Source organism: Streptomyces sp. NPDC027663, from assembly GCF_055566415.1.
The window spans coordinates 943,063-957,476 of the sequence record NZ_JBVHSK010000001.1; the positions used below are offsets into that span (position 1 = coordinate 943,063).

A 14,414-nucleotide genomic window follows, 5' to 3' on the forward strand; every position below is an offset into this window, starting at 1 on the left:
GCGCGGCGGGGGACCCGGCCGCCAGGGCTCACGCGGACTGCGGGAACTCCTCGCCCAGGGCCCGCAACACGGCCGTGTTCAGCGCGAACGCCCGCTTGCACTCGCCCGCGACCCGCTGCCTCTCCAGGTCGTCCACCGCTATCGCGTCCAGCAGCTCCCGGTAGCTCCGCTTGAACGCGGCCGGGTTGGCGATCTCCTCGAAGACGTAGAAGCGGACGCCGTCGCCCTTCTTCGTGAAGCCCCAGGTCTTCTCCGCCCTGTCGCGGATGACCTGGCCGCCGGAGAGGTCGCCGAGGTACCGCGTGTAGTGATGGGCGACGTAGCCGCCCGGCCAGCGCCCGGCACATTCCCGCACCCGGTCCGCGTACGCCAGCGTCGCGGGCAGCGCGCTCAGGCCCGCCCGCCAGCCCGGCCCCCGCAGATGGGCCAGGTCCCGCTCCAGCGCGGGCAGTCGCAGCAGCTCCGGCCGGACGAACGGCCCCGCCACCGGGTCCGCGGCCAGTCGCTCCGCCGCGCTCTCCAGTGCCTCGTACACGAACCACAGCTGCTCGGTGTAGCGCGTGTACGCCGCCACGCCGAGCCGGCCGCCCAGCAGGTCGCTCATGAAGGCCGAGGACTCCGCCTCGGTGTGCTGTTCGTGCGACGCGGTGCGGATGAGGGCCGAGAACGACTCCATGGACACTCCTCGTTTGCCGACCTGCTGTCGGTAAGTTTACCGACGCGGTGTCGGAAAAAAACACCGGACGCGTCCGGAGAGCGGGAGGAGGGCATGAGAAAGCCCGCCCGGGCAGGGGCGGGCTCAGCGGTACGGCCGGGTCACGGCAGGGTGAGGATCTCCGCGCCGGTCTCCGTCACCACCAGCGTGTGCTCGAACTGGGCCGTCCGCTTGCGGTCCTTGGTCACGACCGTCCAGCCGTCGTCCCACATGTCGTACTCGTGCGTCCCCAGCGTCAGCATCGGCTCGATCGTGAAGGTCATCCCCGGCTGCATGACCGTCGTCGCGTGCGGGCTGTCGTAGTGCGGGATGATCAGGCCCGAGTGGAACGACGAGTTGATGCCGTGACCGGTGAAGTCGCGGACGACGCCGTAGCCGAAGCGCTTGGCGTACGACTCGATGACCCGGCCGATGACGTTGATCTGCCGGCCCGGCCTGACCGCCTTGATCGCGCGCTCGAGGGACTCCCGCGTGCGCTCCACCAGCAGCCGCGACTCCTCGTCCACGTCACCGACCAGGTAGGTGGCGTTGTTGTCGCCGTGCACCCCGCCGAGGTACGCCGTCACGTCCAGGTTGACGATGTCGCCGTCCCTGAGGACCGTCGAGTCCGGGATGCCGTGGCAGATCACCTCGTTGACCGAGGTGCACAGGGACTTCGGGAAGCCGCGGTAGCCGAGCGTGGACGGATAGGCCCCGTGGTCGCACATGTACTCGTGGGCGACCTTGTCCAGCTGGTCCGTGGTGACCCCGGGCGCGATGATCCTCGCGGCCTCCGCCATCGCCTGCGCGGCGATGCGGCCGGCGATACGCATCGCCTCGATGGTCTCGGCGGTCTGCACCTCCGGCCCGGTGTACGGCGCCGGCGCGGGCTTGCCGACGTACTCGGGACGACGGATGTTTCCGGGGACCGAACGGGTGGGAGACAGCTCCCCTGGTACGAGCAGCGACTGGCCAGACATGCCAGCGAGTCTAACCAGCGGACATGGGGGAACATGTCGGTGGCGAGAGGAGCTGTTCATGGCCCTGTTCAAGAAGCGCACCGTCGGCAAGCCGGGCGAGTGGTACTACTGCCTGGAGCACAAGAAGGTCGAGGAGGGCCCGGACTGCCCGGGCAAGGACCGCTTCGGGCCGTACGCCTCCCCGGAGGAGGCCCGGCACGCGATGGAGACCGCCGCCGAGCGCAACCTCCAGTGGGAGAACGACCCGCGCTGGCACGACGCGCCCGCGGGCGGCAACCCCGAAGACACCTGATCGGACCGCTGCCGGACCCCGAGCTGCGGGCCGACCGAGTACGACAGCAGTTCGATCCCGGCGAGCCGGCCGCGCAGCTCGTCCGGGATCGTCTGGTTCCACGTGGCCGCCCGGAGCCGTGCGGCCGGCCTGTCGGTGGACCGAGCCGGTGGTCGGGTGGGACGGTCACCAGGGGGCAGCCGGCGGTGTCATCAGCGCTTCCGCCAGCCCGGACAACCGGTCCCGGAAACCCCGTCGCCCCCTCGGCGCCCCCGCGTTCTCGCCCGCCGCCGCGCTGACCAGGTGCTGGACGCTGTCCAGGTCCAGTTCCGCCCCGTCCGGCACGGCCAGCGTGTCGTGTGCCATCGCGGCGAGTTCGCCCCTGCCCGCCCCGAGCGCCAGCACCGTCACCCCGGCCCGCCGGGCCTCGTGCACCTGTTCGAGCAGCGGTGCGGGCTCCTCGGGCGCCACGACCAGCAGGGTCTCACCGCGCCGCGCCGCCGCGATCCGGCCCGGCCCGACGGCCAGATGCGCGGGGTCCGACGGGCGTGCGTGCTGCCGTACCAGCGTCGGCGCCAGCTCCGGCGTCCCCGACCAGGCCGCCTCGTCCACCAGATGCGCGGCCAGGTGCCAGGGCTCGTACCCGGGCGTGCCCACCAGCAGCAGCCCACCCCCGTGCGCCACCACCGACCCGCGCAACACCCCGGCGAACCTCCGGGTGGCTCCCAGCCACTCGGTCCCGGCGAGCACCTCACGCAGCAACGCGACCCGTACGGCGTCCATGCGGCCGCATCCTGCCGCAACAGACCACTCGTGACACGAAGTTCACCCTGAATTCGCCCGACCTGGGGATGGTCACGGCCCATCCGTTCGCGTGAGGAGCCGCCCATGACCGACGTCACCGTCCCCTTCCGCGCGGGCCGGGAGGGGTACGCCAGCTTCCGCATCCCCGCGGTCGTCGCCACCCGGGCCGGCACACTGCTCGCGTTCTGTGAGGGCCGGGCCGACTCCGCGGCCGACCACGGGCACATCGACATCGTGTTGAAGCGGTCCACCGACGGCGGCCGTACCTGGGGACCGCTCACGGTCGCGGCGGCCAACGGCAAGAACCTCGCCGGCAACCCCGCCCCCGTCGTCCTCGACACCGGCCGGATCCTGCTCGTGCACATCCGCGCCGCCGCCTGGGCCACCGAGGCCGCCATCCTGCGCGGCCAGGTCAAGGACGCCGACGGCCGCCGGGTGTGGGTGCAGCACAGCGACGACGACGGTGTCACCTGGTCCAGGCCCAAGGAGATCACCCGGCAGGTGAAGAAGCCCGGCTGGCGCTGGTACGCCACCACCCCCGGCCACGCCCTCCAGCTCACCTCCGGCCGCGTCCTCGTCCCGGCCAACCACACCCTGCCGCCCACCGGCGGCGACACCGGCACCGAGGCCAAGTACAACAGCGGGCACTGCCTGCTCAGCGACGACCGCGGCGAGACCTGGTACCTCGGCTACCTCGACGAGAACACCGACGGATACGTCAACGTCAACGAGACCACCGCCGCCGAACTCCTCGACGGCCGGGTCTACTTCAACACCCGCAACGACTCGCCCTCACCGGGCAACCGCGCCGACGCCCACTCCCGGGACGGCGGGAAGACCCTCGTGAAGCCCTTCCGCCCGCAGGCCGGGCTGACCGCACCGGTCTGCGAAGCCTCCGTGCTCCAGCTCCGCGACCCCGACCTGCTCCTCTTCTCCGCACCGGCCGACCCCGCCGCCCGCGCCCTGATGACGATCCGCGCCTCCGCCGACGGCGGCACCACCTGGCGCCCGGCGTTCACCGCCGACGGGCTGCCCGCCGCCTACTCCGACCTGGTCCGCGTCGACCGGCACACGGTCGGACTCCTCTACGAGACCGGCGACTTCAGCGCCTACAGCACCATCACCTTCCGCCGGGTGCCGGTGGAGCGGCTGACCTGAGCCGGTGCCGGTGCCCGTGCCGTCACGGACGTAGAGTCGGGCCATGACCTCTACCGACAGCGCACAGAAGGCCCCCGCCAAGGACCCCTGGGACCTGCCCGACGTCTCCGGGTACGTCGTCGGCGTGCTCGGCGGCACCGGCCCGCAGGGCAAGGGCCTCGCCTACCGGCTCGCCCGGGCCGGCCAGAAGGTGATCATCGGCTCCCGCGCCGCCGAGCGCGCCCGGGCCGCCGCCGACGAACTCGGCCACGGCATCGAGGGCGCCGACAACGCCGAGACCGCCCGCCGCAGCGACATCGTGATCGTCGCCGTGCCGTGGGACGGCCACGGCGACACCCTGAAGGCGCTGCGCGAGGAGCTGGCCGGGAAGCTCGTCGTGGACTGCGTCAACCCGCTCGGCTTCGACAAGAAGGGCGCCTACGCGCTCAAGCCGGAGGAGGGCAGTGCCGCCGAGCAGGCCGCCGCCCTGCTGCCCGACTCCCGGGTGACGGCCGCCTTCCACCACCTGTCGGCCGTCCTGCTGCAGGACCCGCAGATCGAGCAGATCGACACCGACGTGATGGTGCTCGGCGAGGAGCGCGCCGACGTGGAGATCGTGCAGGCGCTGGCCGGGCGCATCCCCGGCATGCGCGGCGTCTTCGCGGGGCGGCTGCGAGGCGCCCACCAGGTCGAGTCTCTCGTCGCGAACCTGATCTCCGTCAACCGCCGCTACAAGGCGCACGCCGGTCTCCGCGTCACCGACGTGTGAGCCGCGCGGGGCCATGGGGGACACTGGTCGGCGAAGCAGTCCCGAGCAGTGTCCCCGACAGGAGCCGTCCGTCATGTCCCCCCTGCCCCCGCCCGGCCCGGCCCGGCGACTCGCCCTCTACACCCTGATCGTCTGCCTCCTCGCCGTGGCCGCCGCGGTCGTCTCCTTCGCCCGGGGAAGCTGGCTGGGCATCGTCTGGGTGCTGCTGGCGGGCCTGACGTCCAACATGACCTTCTACTACGTGAAGCGCGCCCGGGACGCCGCCGGACAGGGCAGCTCGGTCACGGGCTGACGGCGCAGTAGGGGTCGCTCTCCCGCCAGAAGCGGAACAGGTCGTATCCGCAGTACGTGTCGTTGCCGCTGATGCCCAGCCCGCGCAGGAGCGCGTCGATCACGTCGAAGAACGCCGCGTTCACCGACGGCAGCCACAGCAGCGCGAACACGAACAGCAGCCCGAACGGCGCGAACGGCTCCACCTGCCGCTTGATGTTGTACGACAGCCACGGCTCGATCACGCCGTAGCCGTCCAGGCCCGGCACCGGCAGGAAGTTCAGGATCGCCGCCGTCACCTGCAGCAGGGCCAGGAACGCCAGCGCGTACCGGAACTCCGCGGGCACGCCGTCCAGCGCGTGCAGCCAGAACGGGGCCGTGCAGACTACCGCGAACAGCACGTTGGTCAGCGGGCCCGCCGCCGAGATCAGGCTGTGCCGCCAGCGGCCCCGGATCCGGTTGCGCTCGATGAACACCGCGCCGCCGGGCAGACCGATCCCGCCCATGATCACGAACAGTACCGGGAGCACGATGCTCAGCAGCGCGTGCGTGTACTTCAGCGGGTTCAGCGTGAGATAGCCCTTCGCGCCGACCGTGATGTCCCCGCCGTGCAGGGCGGTGCGCGCGTGCGCGTACTCGTGCAGGCACAGGGAGACGATCCAGGAGGCCGTCACGAACAGGAACACCGCGATGCCCGGCTGGGCGGCGAACCCGGTCCAGGTGGCCCAGCCGGTCACCGCCGTCACGGCCAGGATGCCGACGAACACGGGACTGACCCGGCGGTCGCCGCGGCGGGTGGTGGCGGTGGTCATGGGACGGGCTCCCTGTCGGCGTGAGTGATCGAAAGCCCGACCGTACCCGGCACGGGCTCTCGGGGAAAACGTCTCGCGGTGGCCGCCCGGTTCCGGGAAGGTGAAGGAATGCCACAGACGCGGGTGTTCTACGAGGACTGGCAGATGGAGTGCTGCGGCACTCCGTTCGCGGTGGGGGACGAGGTCGGCTGGCGGCTCGTCGCCGTCGACGAAGAGGACCCGCAGGGCGACTGCCACGGCGCCGCGGCACGGGTGGAGAACCACGGCGGCCCGGATCATGAGACCCATGGCCGCGTCGCCGCGGTCGACCTGGTGCTCCAGGAGTACCTGGCCCGGCACGACCCGCTCGCCGTCGCACCGGAACCCGAGCCGGAACCCGGCACGCTGGTGTTCCGCGCGACCGGGCGGGCCCTGCAGGCCGTGCCCGGCGCAACGGCCCGGGAACCCCTCGACGCCTGCCCGAAGTGGTTCGACGCCTACGAGGACGAGGAGCCGCCGCCGCGGCAGGCGCCGTACCGGGTCCGTCGCGCCGTCGGCGTCCTCGTCACCCTGGACGTCCCGGACGTCCCGGACGGCACGCCGTCGCAGCCCGGTGAGCACCGCTGACCGCTCCGGTGACAATGGACCCCGTGCGCTATCAGCTCTTCGGCACCACCCAGGCGATCCGCCCCGACGGCACGGCCGTCCCGGTCGGCGGGGCGCGGCTGCGCACCCTGCTGAGCGTGCTCGCGCTCCGGGCCGGCCGGACCGTGCCGGTGGGCGTGCTGGTGGACGAGGTGTGGGGCGCCGAGCCGCCCGCCGACGCCGCCGGTGCGCTGCAGGCGCTGGTCGGCCGGCTGCGGCGGACCCTCGGCGCCTCCGCCGTCGCCTCCGCCGACGGCGGCTACCGGCTCACGGCCGCCCCCGACGATATCGACCTCACCCGCTTCGACCGGCTGACCGGCGACGGCCTGCGCGCCCTCGCCGACGGCGACCCGGCGAAGGCCGCCACCGTCCTCGACGACGCCCTCGCCCTGTGGCGCGGCCCCGCACTCGCCGACCTGCCCGGCCACACCGCCGAGGCGGCCCGTTGGGAGACCCGCCGCCTCGACGCGCTGCGCGCCCGCCACACCGCCGCCCTCGCCCTCGGCCGAGCCGAGCAGTCGCTGCCCGAGCTGACCGCGCTGTGCGACGGCCACCCGCTGGACGAGCCGCTCCAGGCGCTGCGGCTGCGGGCCCTGCGCGACGCCGGCCGCCCGGCCCAGGCGCTCGCCGCCTACGAGGACGTACGACGCCTGCTCGCCGACCGGCTCGGCTCCGACCCCGGCCCCGAACTGCGCGCCCTGCACACCGAGCTGCTGCACGCGGAACCGGCGGACCCCCGGCCCGCGGCCGGCCCGGGCAACCTGCCCGCCCGGCTCACCTCCTTCGTCGGCCGGGAAGCCGACATCCGGGCCATCGGCTCCGACCTCGCGGCGGCCCGCCTGGTCACCCTGCTCGGGCCCGGCGGCGCCGGGAAGACCCGGCTGTCCCAGGAGGCCGCCGAGGCGGTACGGCACACCGTCCGGGACGGGGTGTGGCTCGCCGAACTGGCCCCCGTGGACGACCCGGACGCCGTACCGCAGGCCGTGCTCACCGCGATCGGCGCCCGTGAGACCGTGCTGCACGGCGCCGGCGCCGACAGCATGCGCGCGGTCACCGACCGGCACGGCGACCCCCTCGAACGGCTCGTGGAGCACTGCGCCCGGCGCCGGATGCTGATCATCCTGGACAACTGCGAGCACGTCGTCGCCGCCGCGGCCGAGCTGGCGGAGCGCCTGCTGGCCCGGTGCCCCGGACTCACCGTCCTCGCCACCAGCCGTGAGCCCCTGGGCGTGCCGGGGGAGCTGCTGCGGCCGGTGGAACCGCTGCCCGAACCCGTCGCCGTGCGGCTGCTCGCCGAGCGCGGCGCCGCGGCCCGGCCCGGCTTCCGGGCCACGGACGATCCCGGGGCGTGCGCCGAGATCTGCCGCCGCCTCGACGGACTGCCCCTGGCGATCGAGCTGGCGGCGGCCCGGCTGCGCATGCTGTCGCCCCGGCAGATAGCGGACCGGCTGGACGACCGCTTCCGGCTGCTCACCTCCGGCAGCCGTACCGTGCTGCCCCGCCAGCAGACCCTCAGAGCCGTCGTCGACTGGTCCTGGGACCTGCTCGACGCCGACGAACGGGACGTCCTCGCCCGGCTGTCGGTGTTCGCCGGCGGCTGCGACCTGGCCGCCGCCGAGGCCGTGTGCGGCCCGGTCGCCCTGGACGCGCTCGGCTCCCTGGTCGACAAGTCCCTGGTCGTGGCCGCCCCCGCAGCCGACGGCGGCATGCGCTACCGGCTGCTGGAGACCGTCGCCGAGTACGCGGCCGAACGGCTCGCCGAGACCGGCCGCCGCAGCGAGGCCGAACGCGCCCACCTGACGTACTACCGGGAACTCGCCCGCACCACCGACCCGATGCTGCGCGGCCCCGAACAGCGTGCCGCCATCGACCGGTTCCAGCTGGAGTACGAGAACCTGCGCACCGCCTTCCGGCACGCCGTCGCCGCGCGCGACGAGCAGGAAGCCCTGGCCCTGGCGCTGTCCATGATCTGGTTCTGGCAGATGAGCGACCTGCGCATCGAGTCCCGCACCTGGTGCTGGGACGTGATGGCGCTCGGCCCCGATCCGTTCGCCGAACCGGTCCGCCGCGCGCAGCCGGTCTGGGACCGCTGCACCGACACCCCGCCCCCGTACACCGGCGAGGTGCTCGCCGAGGCCCGGCGCGGTGTCCACCTGGCCCACCTGGCCTGCATGGACACCGACATGGAAGCCTGGGAGACCCCCGAGGCACGGGCCAAGCTGCGCATCATCACGCAGGTCTACGAGCCCGGGCTGCCGCAGACCTGCCGCGCCCCGGGCCTGCTGTGGTTCTTCGCCGTGATGCTGACCGGGGGCATGGACCGGCTGCGGACGATCATCGACGCCGCCGTGCGGACCTGCCGGGACACCCCGGGCTACGAGTGGGAACTGGCCGGCGCCCTGCAGTGGCGCGCCAACCTCCTCGCCAACCGCGCCGCCTGGGCCGGCGACGCCACCCGCGACGCCGACGAGTCGCTGGAGATCTACCGCCGCCTCGGCGACGACTGGGGCACCGCCGAGGCGCTGTCCGCCCGCGGCGAGTCCCACGAACGCCGGGGCGCCTACGCCGAGGCCGTCGCCGACTACCAGGCGGCCATCGACCGCGCCGACCGCCTCGGCGCTCGCGCCCAGGTGGCCGTGCTCCGCTCCCGGCTCGGCAGTGTGCTCATGGAGTCCGGCGACAGCGTGCGCGGTGAGCGGTTGCTGCGTGAGGTCATCGCGAGCCAGGACGGCGCCCACAACGAGGCGATGCCCGCCGCCCGGCTCTTCCTCGCCTGCTGGCTCGGTCTGGCCGACCGCGTCCCCGAGGCCCGCGAGCAGCTTCACCTGCTGCGCGAGGAGTTCAAGATCGCGCACTTCGTCGTCTTCGACGCCATGATCCTGATCCAGGAGGCCTGGCTGGACGCGCTGGAGGAGCGGACCGAGGAGGCGCTGGCCCGGGCGCGCAAGGCGCTGCGGCGCGCCACCGACCCGCTGACCGAGGCCATCACCCCCCATCTGCAATCCATCTGCCTCAACGTGGCCGCGATGGCCCTCGCCCGTGCCGACGGGGGTGGCCGCGCCGCCGACGCCGCCCGCTGCCTGGCCGCGGCGGACGCCCTCATGCCGGCCGGTCACATAGCCATCGGGGTGGAGCGGCGGGTGCGCGACATGACCGAGGCCCGGGTCCGGGAGACGCTCGACGACCGGGCGTACCAGGCCGCGTACGACGAGGGCGGTGGCCTCTCCCTCGCGGAGGCCACCGCCCTCGTCTGACCGCCCGGGAGCCTCAGCTCTTCGTGCGGAACTTGTGGATCGCGACCGGCGCCATGACCGCGGTGAGCCCCACCGACCAGATCAGGGTGACCCAGAGGTCGTGGGCCACCGGGCCGCCCTCCATCAGGCCGCGCGCGGTGTCGGCCAGCGCGGACAGCGGGTTGTAGTCGGTGAACGACTGGAGCCAGCCCGGCATCGACGCGGTCGGCGCGAAGATCGACGAGCCGAACTGCAGCGGCATCAGCACCAGGAAGCCCATCGCCTGCACCGACTGGGCGTTCTTCATCACCACGCCGAGGGTGAGGAACACCCACATCAGCGCCGAGCCGAACACCGCGGACAGCCCGATCGAGGCCAGCAGGCCGGCCCAGTGCTTGATGTCGTAGCCCACGAGGACGGCGACCACCATCAGCACCGCGGTCGCGAACAGCATCCGCATCAGCTCCACCGCGATCTTCGCGAAGAGGACGGAGCCGCGCCCGATGGGCAGCGAGCGGAAACGGTCCATGACGCCGGAGTTGAAGTCCTGGTTGAAGCCGGTGCCCACGCCCTGGGCCATGTTCATGCCCATCATGGCCATGAGGCCGGGGATCACGTACTGGACGTACCGCTCCTGGCCGCCGCCCAGCGACTGCCCGATGGAGCCGCCGAAGACGTACACGAACAGCAGAGTGAAGACGACCGGGAACAGGACGGCGTCGAACATCGACTCCGGGTCCTGCCGGATCCACAGCAGGTTGCGGCGGATCAGTGCGCCGGTGTGCCGCAGATGGGCCCGCACGGAGATCGGCGTGTCCGCCTTCGCGGCGGCCGGGGACAGGGTGGCGGTACTCATGCGGCGACCTCCTGGCGGTCGTCGGCGGGCGTGGCGTCCTGCGGGGCACCGGCGCGGTGGCCGGTGAGGGACAGGAACACCTCGTCCAGGCTCGGCAGTTCGGTGGTGATGGAGGAGAGGGTGATGCCGCGTGCGGTGACGGCGCCGACCACCGCGGTCAGCTGCTCGTCGCTGAGGATCGGCACCAGCAGGGTCCCGGTCTCGGTGTCCACGGTGGTGGCGGCGAGCCCGGTGATGCCCAGGTCGTCCAGCATCCCGGCGAGCGGGCGCAGCTCCAGCGGGTCCACCGGACGCACCCGGAGGGTGCGTCCGCCGACGCGGGCCTTCAGCTCCTCGATGCCGCCGGTGGCGATGACCTTGCCCCGGTCCACGACGGTCAGCTCGGAGGCGAGCTGTTCGGCCTCCTCCATGTACTGGGTGGTGAGCAGCACGGTGACGCCTTCGCCGACCATCGCCTTGACCTCGTCCCACACCTCGTTGCGGGTGCGGGGGTCCAGGCCGGTCGTCGGCTCGTCCAGGTACAGCACCGCGGGCCGGCCGATCATGGAGGCGGCCAGGTCCAGCCGCCGGCGCATGCCGCCGGAGTAGGTTCCGGCGGGCCGCCGGGCGGCCTCCGTCAGCGAGAACCGCTCCAGCAGTTCGTCGGCGCGGGTGCGCGCGTCCTTGCGGGACAGGTCCAGCAGCCGGCCGATCAGGTACAGGTTCTCCCAGCCCGGCAGCTTCTCGTCCACGGAGGCGTACTGGCCGGTCAGGCCGATCAGCCGGCGCAGCTGCCGGGGCTGCCGTACGACGTCGTAGCCGGCCACCGTGGCCTGTCCGGCGTCCGGGGTGATCAGGGTGGACAGGATGCGTACGAGGGTGGTCTTGCCGGCGCCGTTCGGCCCGAGCACACCCATCACGGTGCCCTCGCGCACGTCCAGGTCGACACCGTCCAGTGCCTTGGTCTCGCCGTAGTGCTTGACCAGTCCCCGCACGGTCACGGCGGAGTGTCCGCCGACGGGGTTGTCGTCGATGCGTGTCATGGGGAAGACAGTGCCAGCGCCCACCGACAAACCACCGACAGGCCGCCGACAGGGTGCCGACAGGGTGCCGGCGCGGCACCGACACGGACCTGGGGCGCCGGCCGGCCGCCACGGCACCGCCTGCCGGGCGGGCGGCCCGGGGCAAAGGGACAGCCCGCCGACGGGGGAAGATCGGCGGGCTGTCCTTGGTGCGACGGTGGATCAGTGGACGGAGTGCGCCTCCGTCGGGAACGCGCCGCCGACGACGTCCTCGGCGAACGCCTTGGCCGCGCCGGTCATCACCTCACGCAGATCCGCGTACTGCTTCACGAACTTCGGCACCCGGCCCGAGGTGAGCCCGAGCATGTCGGTCCACACCAGGACCTGCGCGTCCGTCTCCGGGCCCGCGCCGATGCCGACGGTCGGGATGTGCAGCACGCGCGTGACCTCGGCGGCCAGCTCGGCCGGCACCAGCTCCAGCACGACGGCGAAGGCGCCCGCGTCCTGTACGGCCTTCGCGTCCCGCAGCAGCTGCTGCGCGGCCTCCTCGCCCCGGCCCTGTACGCGGTAGCCCATCGCGTTCACGGACTGCGGGGTCAGGCCGATGTGCGCCATCACCGGGATGCCGGACTCCACCAGCAGCCGGATCTGCTCGTGCGAGCGCTCGCCGCCCTCCAGCTTGACCGCGCCGACCCCGGCCTCCTTCACCAGCCGGGTCGCCGAGCGCAGCGCCTGCACCGGGCCCTCCTGGTAGGAGCCGAAGGGGAGGTCGCCCACGATCAGCGACCGCTGCGTGCCGCGGACGACGGCCGCGGACAGCATGGTCATCTCGTCGAGGGTGACGGGTACGGTCGTCTCGTACCCGAGGTGGCAGTTGCCTGCCGAGTCGCCGACCAGGATCACCGGGATCCCGGCCTCGTCGAAGACGGACGCGGTCATCGCGTCGTAGGCGGTGAGCATGGGCCACTTCTCGCCCCGCTCCTTGGCGAGCGCGATGTCGCGGACGGTGATGCGACGGGTGCTGCCCTTTCCTCCGTAGAGGCCCCCGTACAGCGCCTTGCTGCCGTCGGAAGGCTTGTTCTGGGCAGCCGAAAGCTGCGTCATGGCAACGGCTCCTTCAGTCATCTCGAGGCACCCTGACGGTGTCCCCGGATCGTCTCCATGGTGGCACCTCGTGCCAGTCAGGACCAGGGGGACCCCCTGTGATCCCCGCGTATCTCCCGGCCGTCCGGCCCGTCGTGTAAGACCTTGGCAAAGAAATAAGATACGAGAACGTTCCGTATCGAAATTGTCGTAGGGTCGGACACATGACAAGTTCCGTCCCTGCCTCCCGAATACCGGAAGCGGTGCACCGGCGCCGCTGGGCGATCCTCGGCGTGCTGATGCTGAGCCTGCTCATCGTGGTGCTCGACAACTCGATCCTGAACGTCGCCATCAAGACCATCTCCACCCCGGCGCCCACCGGCCTCGGCGCCACCCAGAGCGAGATCGAGTGGGCGATCAACGCCTACACCCTCGTCTTCGCCGGCCTGCTGTTCACCGCCGGACTCGTCGGTGACCGCATCGGCCGCAAGAAGGTGCTGCTCGGCGGTATCGCCGTGTTCGGCATCGGCTCGGCCCTGGCCGCCGAGTCCGGCTCGCCGGGCCAGCTGATCGCCTTCCGCGCGCTGATGGCCCTCGGTGCCGCCTTCGTCATGCCCGCCACCCTCGCCGTGCTGATGAACGTCTTCGAGCGCGACGAGCAGCCCAAGGCCATCGGTCTCTGGGCCGGCGGCGTCGGCCTCGCCATCGCCATCGGCCCCATCACCGGCGGCGCGCTCCTCGACCACTTCTGGTGGGGCTCGGTCTTCTTGGTCAACGTGCCCATCGTGATCATCGCGCTGGTCCTGATGGCCTGGCTGGTGCCCGACTCCCGCGACCCGCGGCCCGGCCGCCTCGACCCGGTCGGTGTCGTGCTGTCCGTCGTCGGCCTCGTGCTGCTCGTCTACGGCATCATCAAGGGCGGCGAACTGGCCGACTTCACCGACCCGAAGGTCCTGGCGACCATCATCGCCGGGCTCGTCGTGCTGGCCGCCTTCGTCGCCTTCGAGAAGCGCAGCGACCACCCGTCGCTGGACGTGACCTACTTCAAGAACAAGGTCTTCTCGGCCGCCATGAGCGCCATCGCGCTGGTCTTCTTCGCGCTGATGGGCGTCACGTTCTTCGGTGTCTTCTACACCCAGAGCGTGCGCGGCTACTCCCCGCTGGAGTCCGGTGTGCTGATGCTGCCGCTCGCCGCCGCCCAGCTGATCTTCGCGCCGGGCGCCCGGCTGGTGGTCGACCGGATCGGCAACAAGGCCACCACCACGGCCGGCCTGGTGCTGATCGCGGGGACGCTGGTCGCCTTCGCCGGCTTCGAGACGGACACGCCGATCTGGCTCCTGGAGGTCGTCTTCTTCCTGATGGGTGCCGGCATGGCGCACATCATGACCCCGACCTCGGTCGTCATCATGCAGGCCCTGCCGCGCGAGAAGGCCGGCTCCGCCTCCGCGCTCAGCAACACCTTCCGCCAGGTCGGCGGCGCGCTCGGCATCGCCGTCCTCGGCTCGGTCCTCGCCACCGCGTACCGCAACGGCATCGAGGGCAAGCTCGGCCAGCTGCCGCCCGGCCTGCGCGACACCGCCGCCGAGTCCATCGAGGCCACCCTGGGTGTCGCCGAGAAGCTCGGCCCGCGGGGCGAGGCCCTGATCGCCCCCGCCGACGACGCGTTCCTGCACGCCATGCACGTCACCGCCCTGTGCGGGGCGGGCGTCGCGCTCCTCGGCGCCGTGGTGACGGCCCTGTTCCTGCCGGGCAAGCCGCCGGCCGGCAGGCCGGACAAGAAGGAGCCGGAACTGGTCGGCGCCACGGACTGAGGGTCCAAGAGCGCTTCCACGGGGGAAGGAGGCAGCTGCGGGACAATCCTCGCAGCACAGTTGAGAGGA

The 14,414-nt window shown here is 72.4% G+C and carries 14 protein-coding genes; 7 read left to right on the forward strand and 7 right to left on the reverse strand.

Annotated elements, in window-relative coordinates; genetic code table 11:
- Positions 1-28: 28 nt before the first annotated feature.
- Both ACZ4SF_RS04250 and map read right to left on the reverse strand, forming a co-directional pair.
- Positions 29-676 (reverse strand): biliverdin-producing heme oxygenase, encoded by a 648-nt coding sequence (locus tag ACZ4SF_RS04250; RefSeq protein ID WP_468377953.1) that lies wholly within the window; start codon positions 674-676, stop codon positions 29-31.
- Positions 677-816: 140 nt separating this feature from the next.
- Entirely contained in the window at positions 817-1,674 is an 858-nt protein-coding gene (map, locus tag ACZ4SF_RS04255; RefSeq protein WP_468377955.1) for a type I methionyl aminopeptidase, read from the reverse strand.
- Positions 1,675-1,732: 58 nt separating this feature from the next.
- On the opposite strand from map, the gene ACZ4SF_RS04260 reads away from it, so the two are divergent.
- A complete protein-coding gene (locus ACZ4SF_RS04260) occupies positions 1,733-1,966 on the forward strand; it encodes a hypothetical protein (protein WP_468377958.1) in 234 nt (77 codons plus the stop codon).
- Between the two features lie 165 nt (positions 1,967-2,131).
- Here the strand turns inward: ACZ4SF_RS04260 and ACZ4SF_RS04265 are convergent, their stop codons facing one another.
- The gene (locus ACZ4SF_RS04265) at positions 2,132-2,728 is read right to left on the reverse strand and encodes a hypothetical protein (RefSeq protein ID WP_468377960.1); all 597 of its coding nucleotides are present in this window, start codon (positions 2,726-2,728) and stop codon (positions 2,132-2,134) included.
- A 105-nt stretch (positions 2,729-2,833) separates the two neighbouring features.
- On the opposite strand from ACZ4SF_RS04265, the gene ACZ4SF_RS04270 reads away from it, so the two are divergent.
- Genes ACZ4SF_RS04270 through ACZ4SF_RS04280 form a run of 3 tightly spaced genes read left to right on the forward strand, consistent with a single transcriptional unit; the run spans position 2,834 to position 4,947 of the window.
- Positions 2,834-3,907 (forward strand): sialidase family protein, encoded by a 1,074-nt coding sequence (locus tag ACZ4SF_RS04270; RefSeq protein WP_468377963.1) that lies wholly within the window; start codon positions 2,834-2,836, stop codon positions 3,905-3,907.
- Positions 3,908-3,950: 43 nt separating this feature from the next.
- Complete coding sequence (npdG, locus tag ACZ4SF_RS04275; protein ID WP_468377967.1) at positions 3,951-4,655, forward strand: NADPH-dependent F420 reductase; 705 nt, start codon at positions 3,951-3,953, stop codon at positions 4,653-4,655.
- Positions 4,656-4,668: 13 nt separating this feature from the next.
- The gene (locus ACZ4SF_RS04280; protein WP_468377970.1) at positions 4,669-4,947 is read left to right on the forward strand and encodes a hypothetical protein; all 279 of its coding nucleotides are present in this window, start codon (positions 4,669-4,671) and stop codon (positions 4,945-4,947) included.
- Here the strand turns inward: ACZ4SF_RS04280 and ACZ4SF_RS04285 are convergent.
- Positions 4,937-5,737 (reverse strand): site-2 protease family protein, encoded by an 801-nt coding sequence (locus ACZ4SF_RS04285; RefSeq protein WP_468377973.1) that lies wholly within the window; start codon positions 5,735-5,737, stop codon positions 4,937-4,939. The genes ACZ4SF_RS04280 and ACZ4SF_RS04285 overlap by 11 nt on opposite strands.
- A 108-nt stretch (positions 5,738-5,845) precedes the next feature.
- On the opposite strand from ACZ4SF_RS04285, the gene ACZ4SF_RS04290 reads away from it, so the two are divergent.
- Positions 5,846-6,343, forward strand: coding sequence for a DUF6578 domain-containing protein (locus ACZ4SF_RS04290; protein WP_468377976.1), 498 nt, complete (start codon positions 5,846-5,848; stop codon positions 6,341-6,343).
- 14 nt (positions 6,344-6,357) lie between these two features.
- The gene (locus tag ACZ4SF_RS04295) at positions 6,358-9,615 is read left to right on the forward strand and encodes an AfsR/SARP family transcriptional regulator (protein ID WP_468378315.1); all 3,258 of its coding nucleotides are present in this window, start codon (positions 6,358-6,360) and stop codon (positions 9,613-9,615) included.
- A 13-nt stretch (positions 9,616-9,628) separates the two neighbouring features.
- Here ACZ4SF_RS04295 and ACZ4SF_RS04300 read toward each other — a convergent pair whose 3' ends face one another.
- From ACZ4SF_RS04300 to panB, 3 genes are all read right to left on the reverse strand, one after another.
- Positions 9,629-10,450, reverse strand: a complete 822-nt coding sequence (locus tag ACZ4SF_RS04300; RefSeq protein WP_468377978.1) for an ABC transporter permease — start codon at positions 10,448-10,450, stop codon at positions 9,629-9,631.
- Complete coding sequence (locus ACZ4SF_RS04305; RefSeq protein WP_468377981.1) at positions 10,447-11,472, reverse strand: ATP-binding cassette domain-containing protein; 1,026 nt, start codon at positions 11,470-11,472, stop codon at positions 10,447-10,449. The genes ACZ4SF_RS04300 and ACZ4SF_RS04305 overlap by 4 nt, the downstream gene beginning before the upstream one ends.
- A 201-nt stretch (positions 11,473-11,673) precedes the next feature.
- The gene (panB, locus tag ACZ4SF_RS04310; RefSeq protein ID WP_468377983.1) at positions 11,674-12,555 is read right to left on the reverse strand and encodes a 3-methyl-2-oxobutanoate hydroxymethyltransferase; all 882 of its coding nucleotides are present in this window, start codon (positions 12,553-12,555) and stop codon (positions 11,674-11,676) included.
- A gap of 203 nt (positions 12,556-12,758) precedes the next feature.
- Here panB and ACZ4SF_RS04315 point away from each other — a divergent pair, with 203 nt between their 5' ends.
- A complete protein-coding gene (locus ACZ4SF_RS04315; protein ID WP_468377985.1) occupies positions 12,759-14,345 on the forward strand; it encodes an MFS transporter in 1,587 nt (528 codons plus the stop codon).
- The last annotated feature ends 69 nt before the right edge of the window (positions 14,346-14,414 follow it).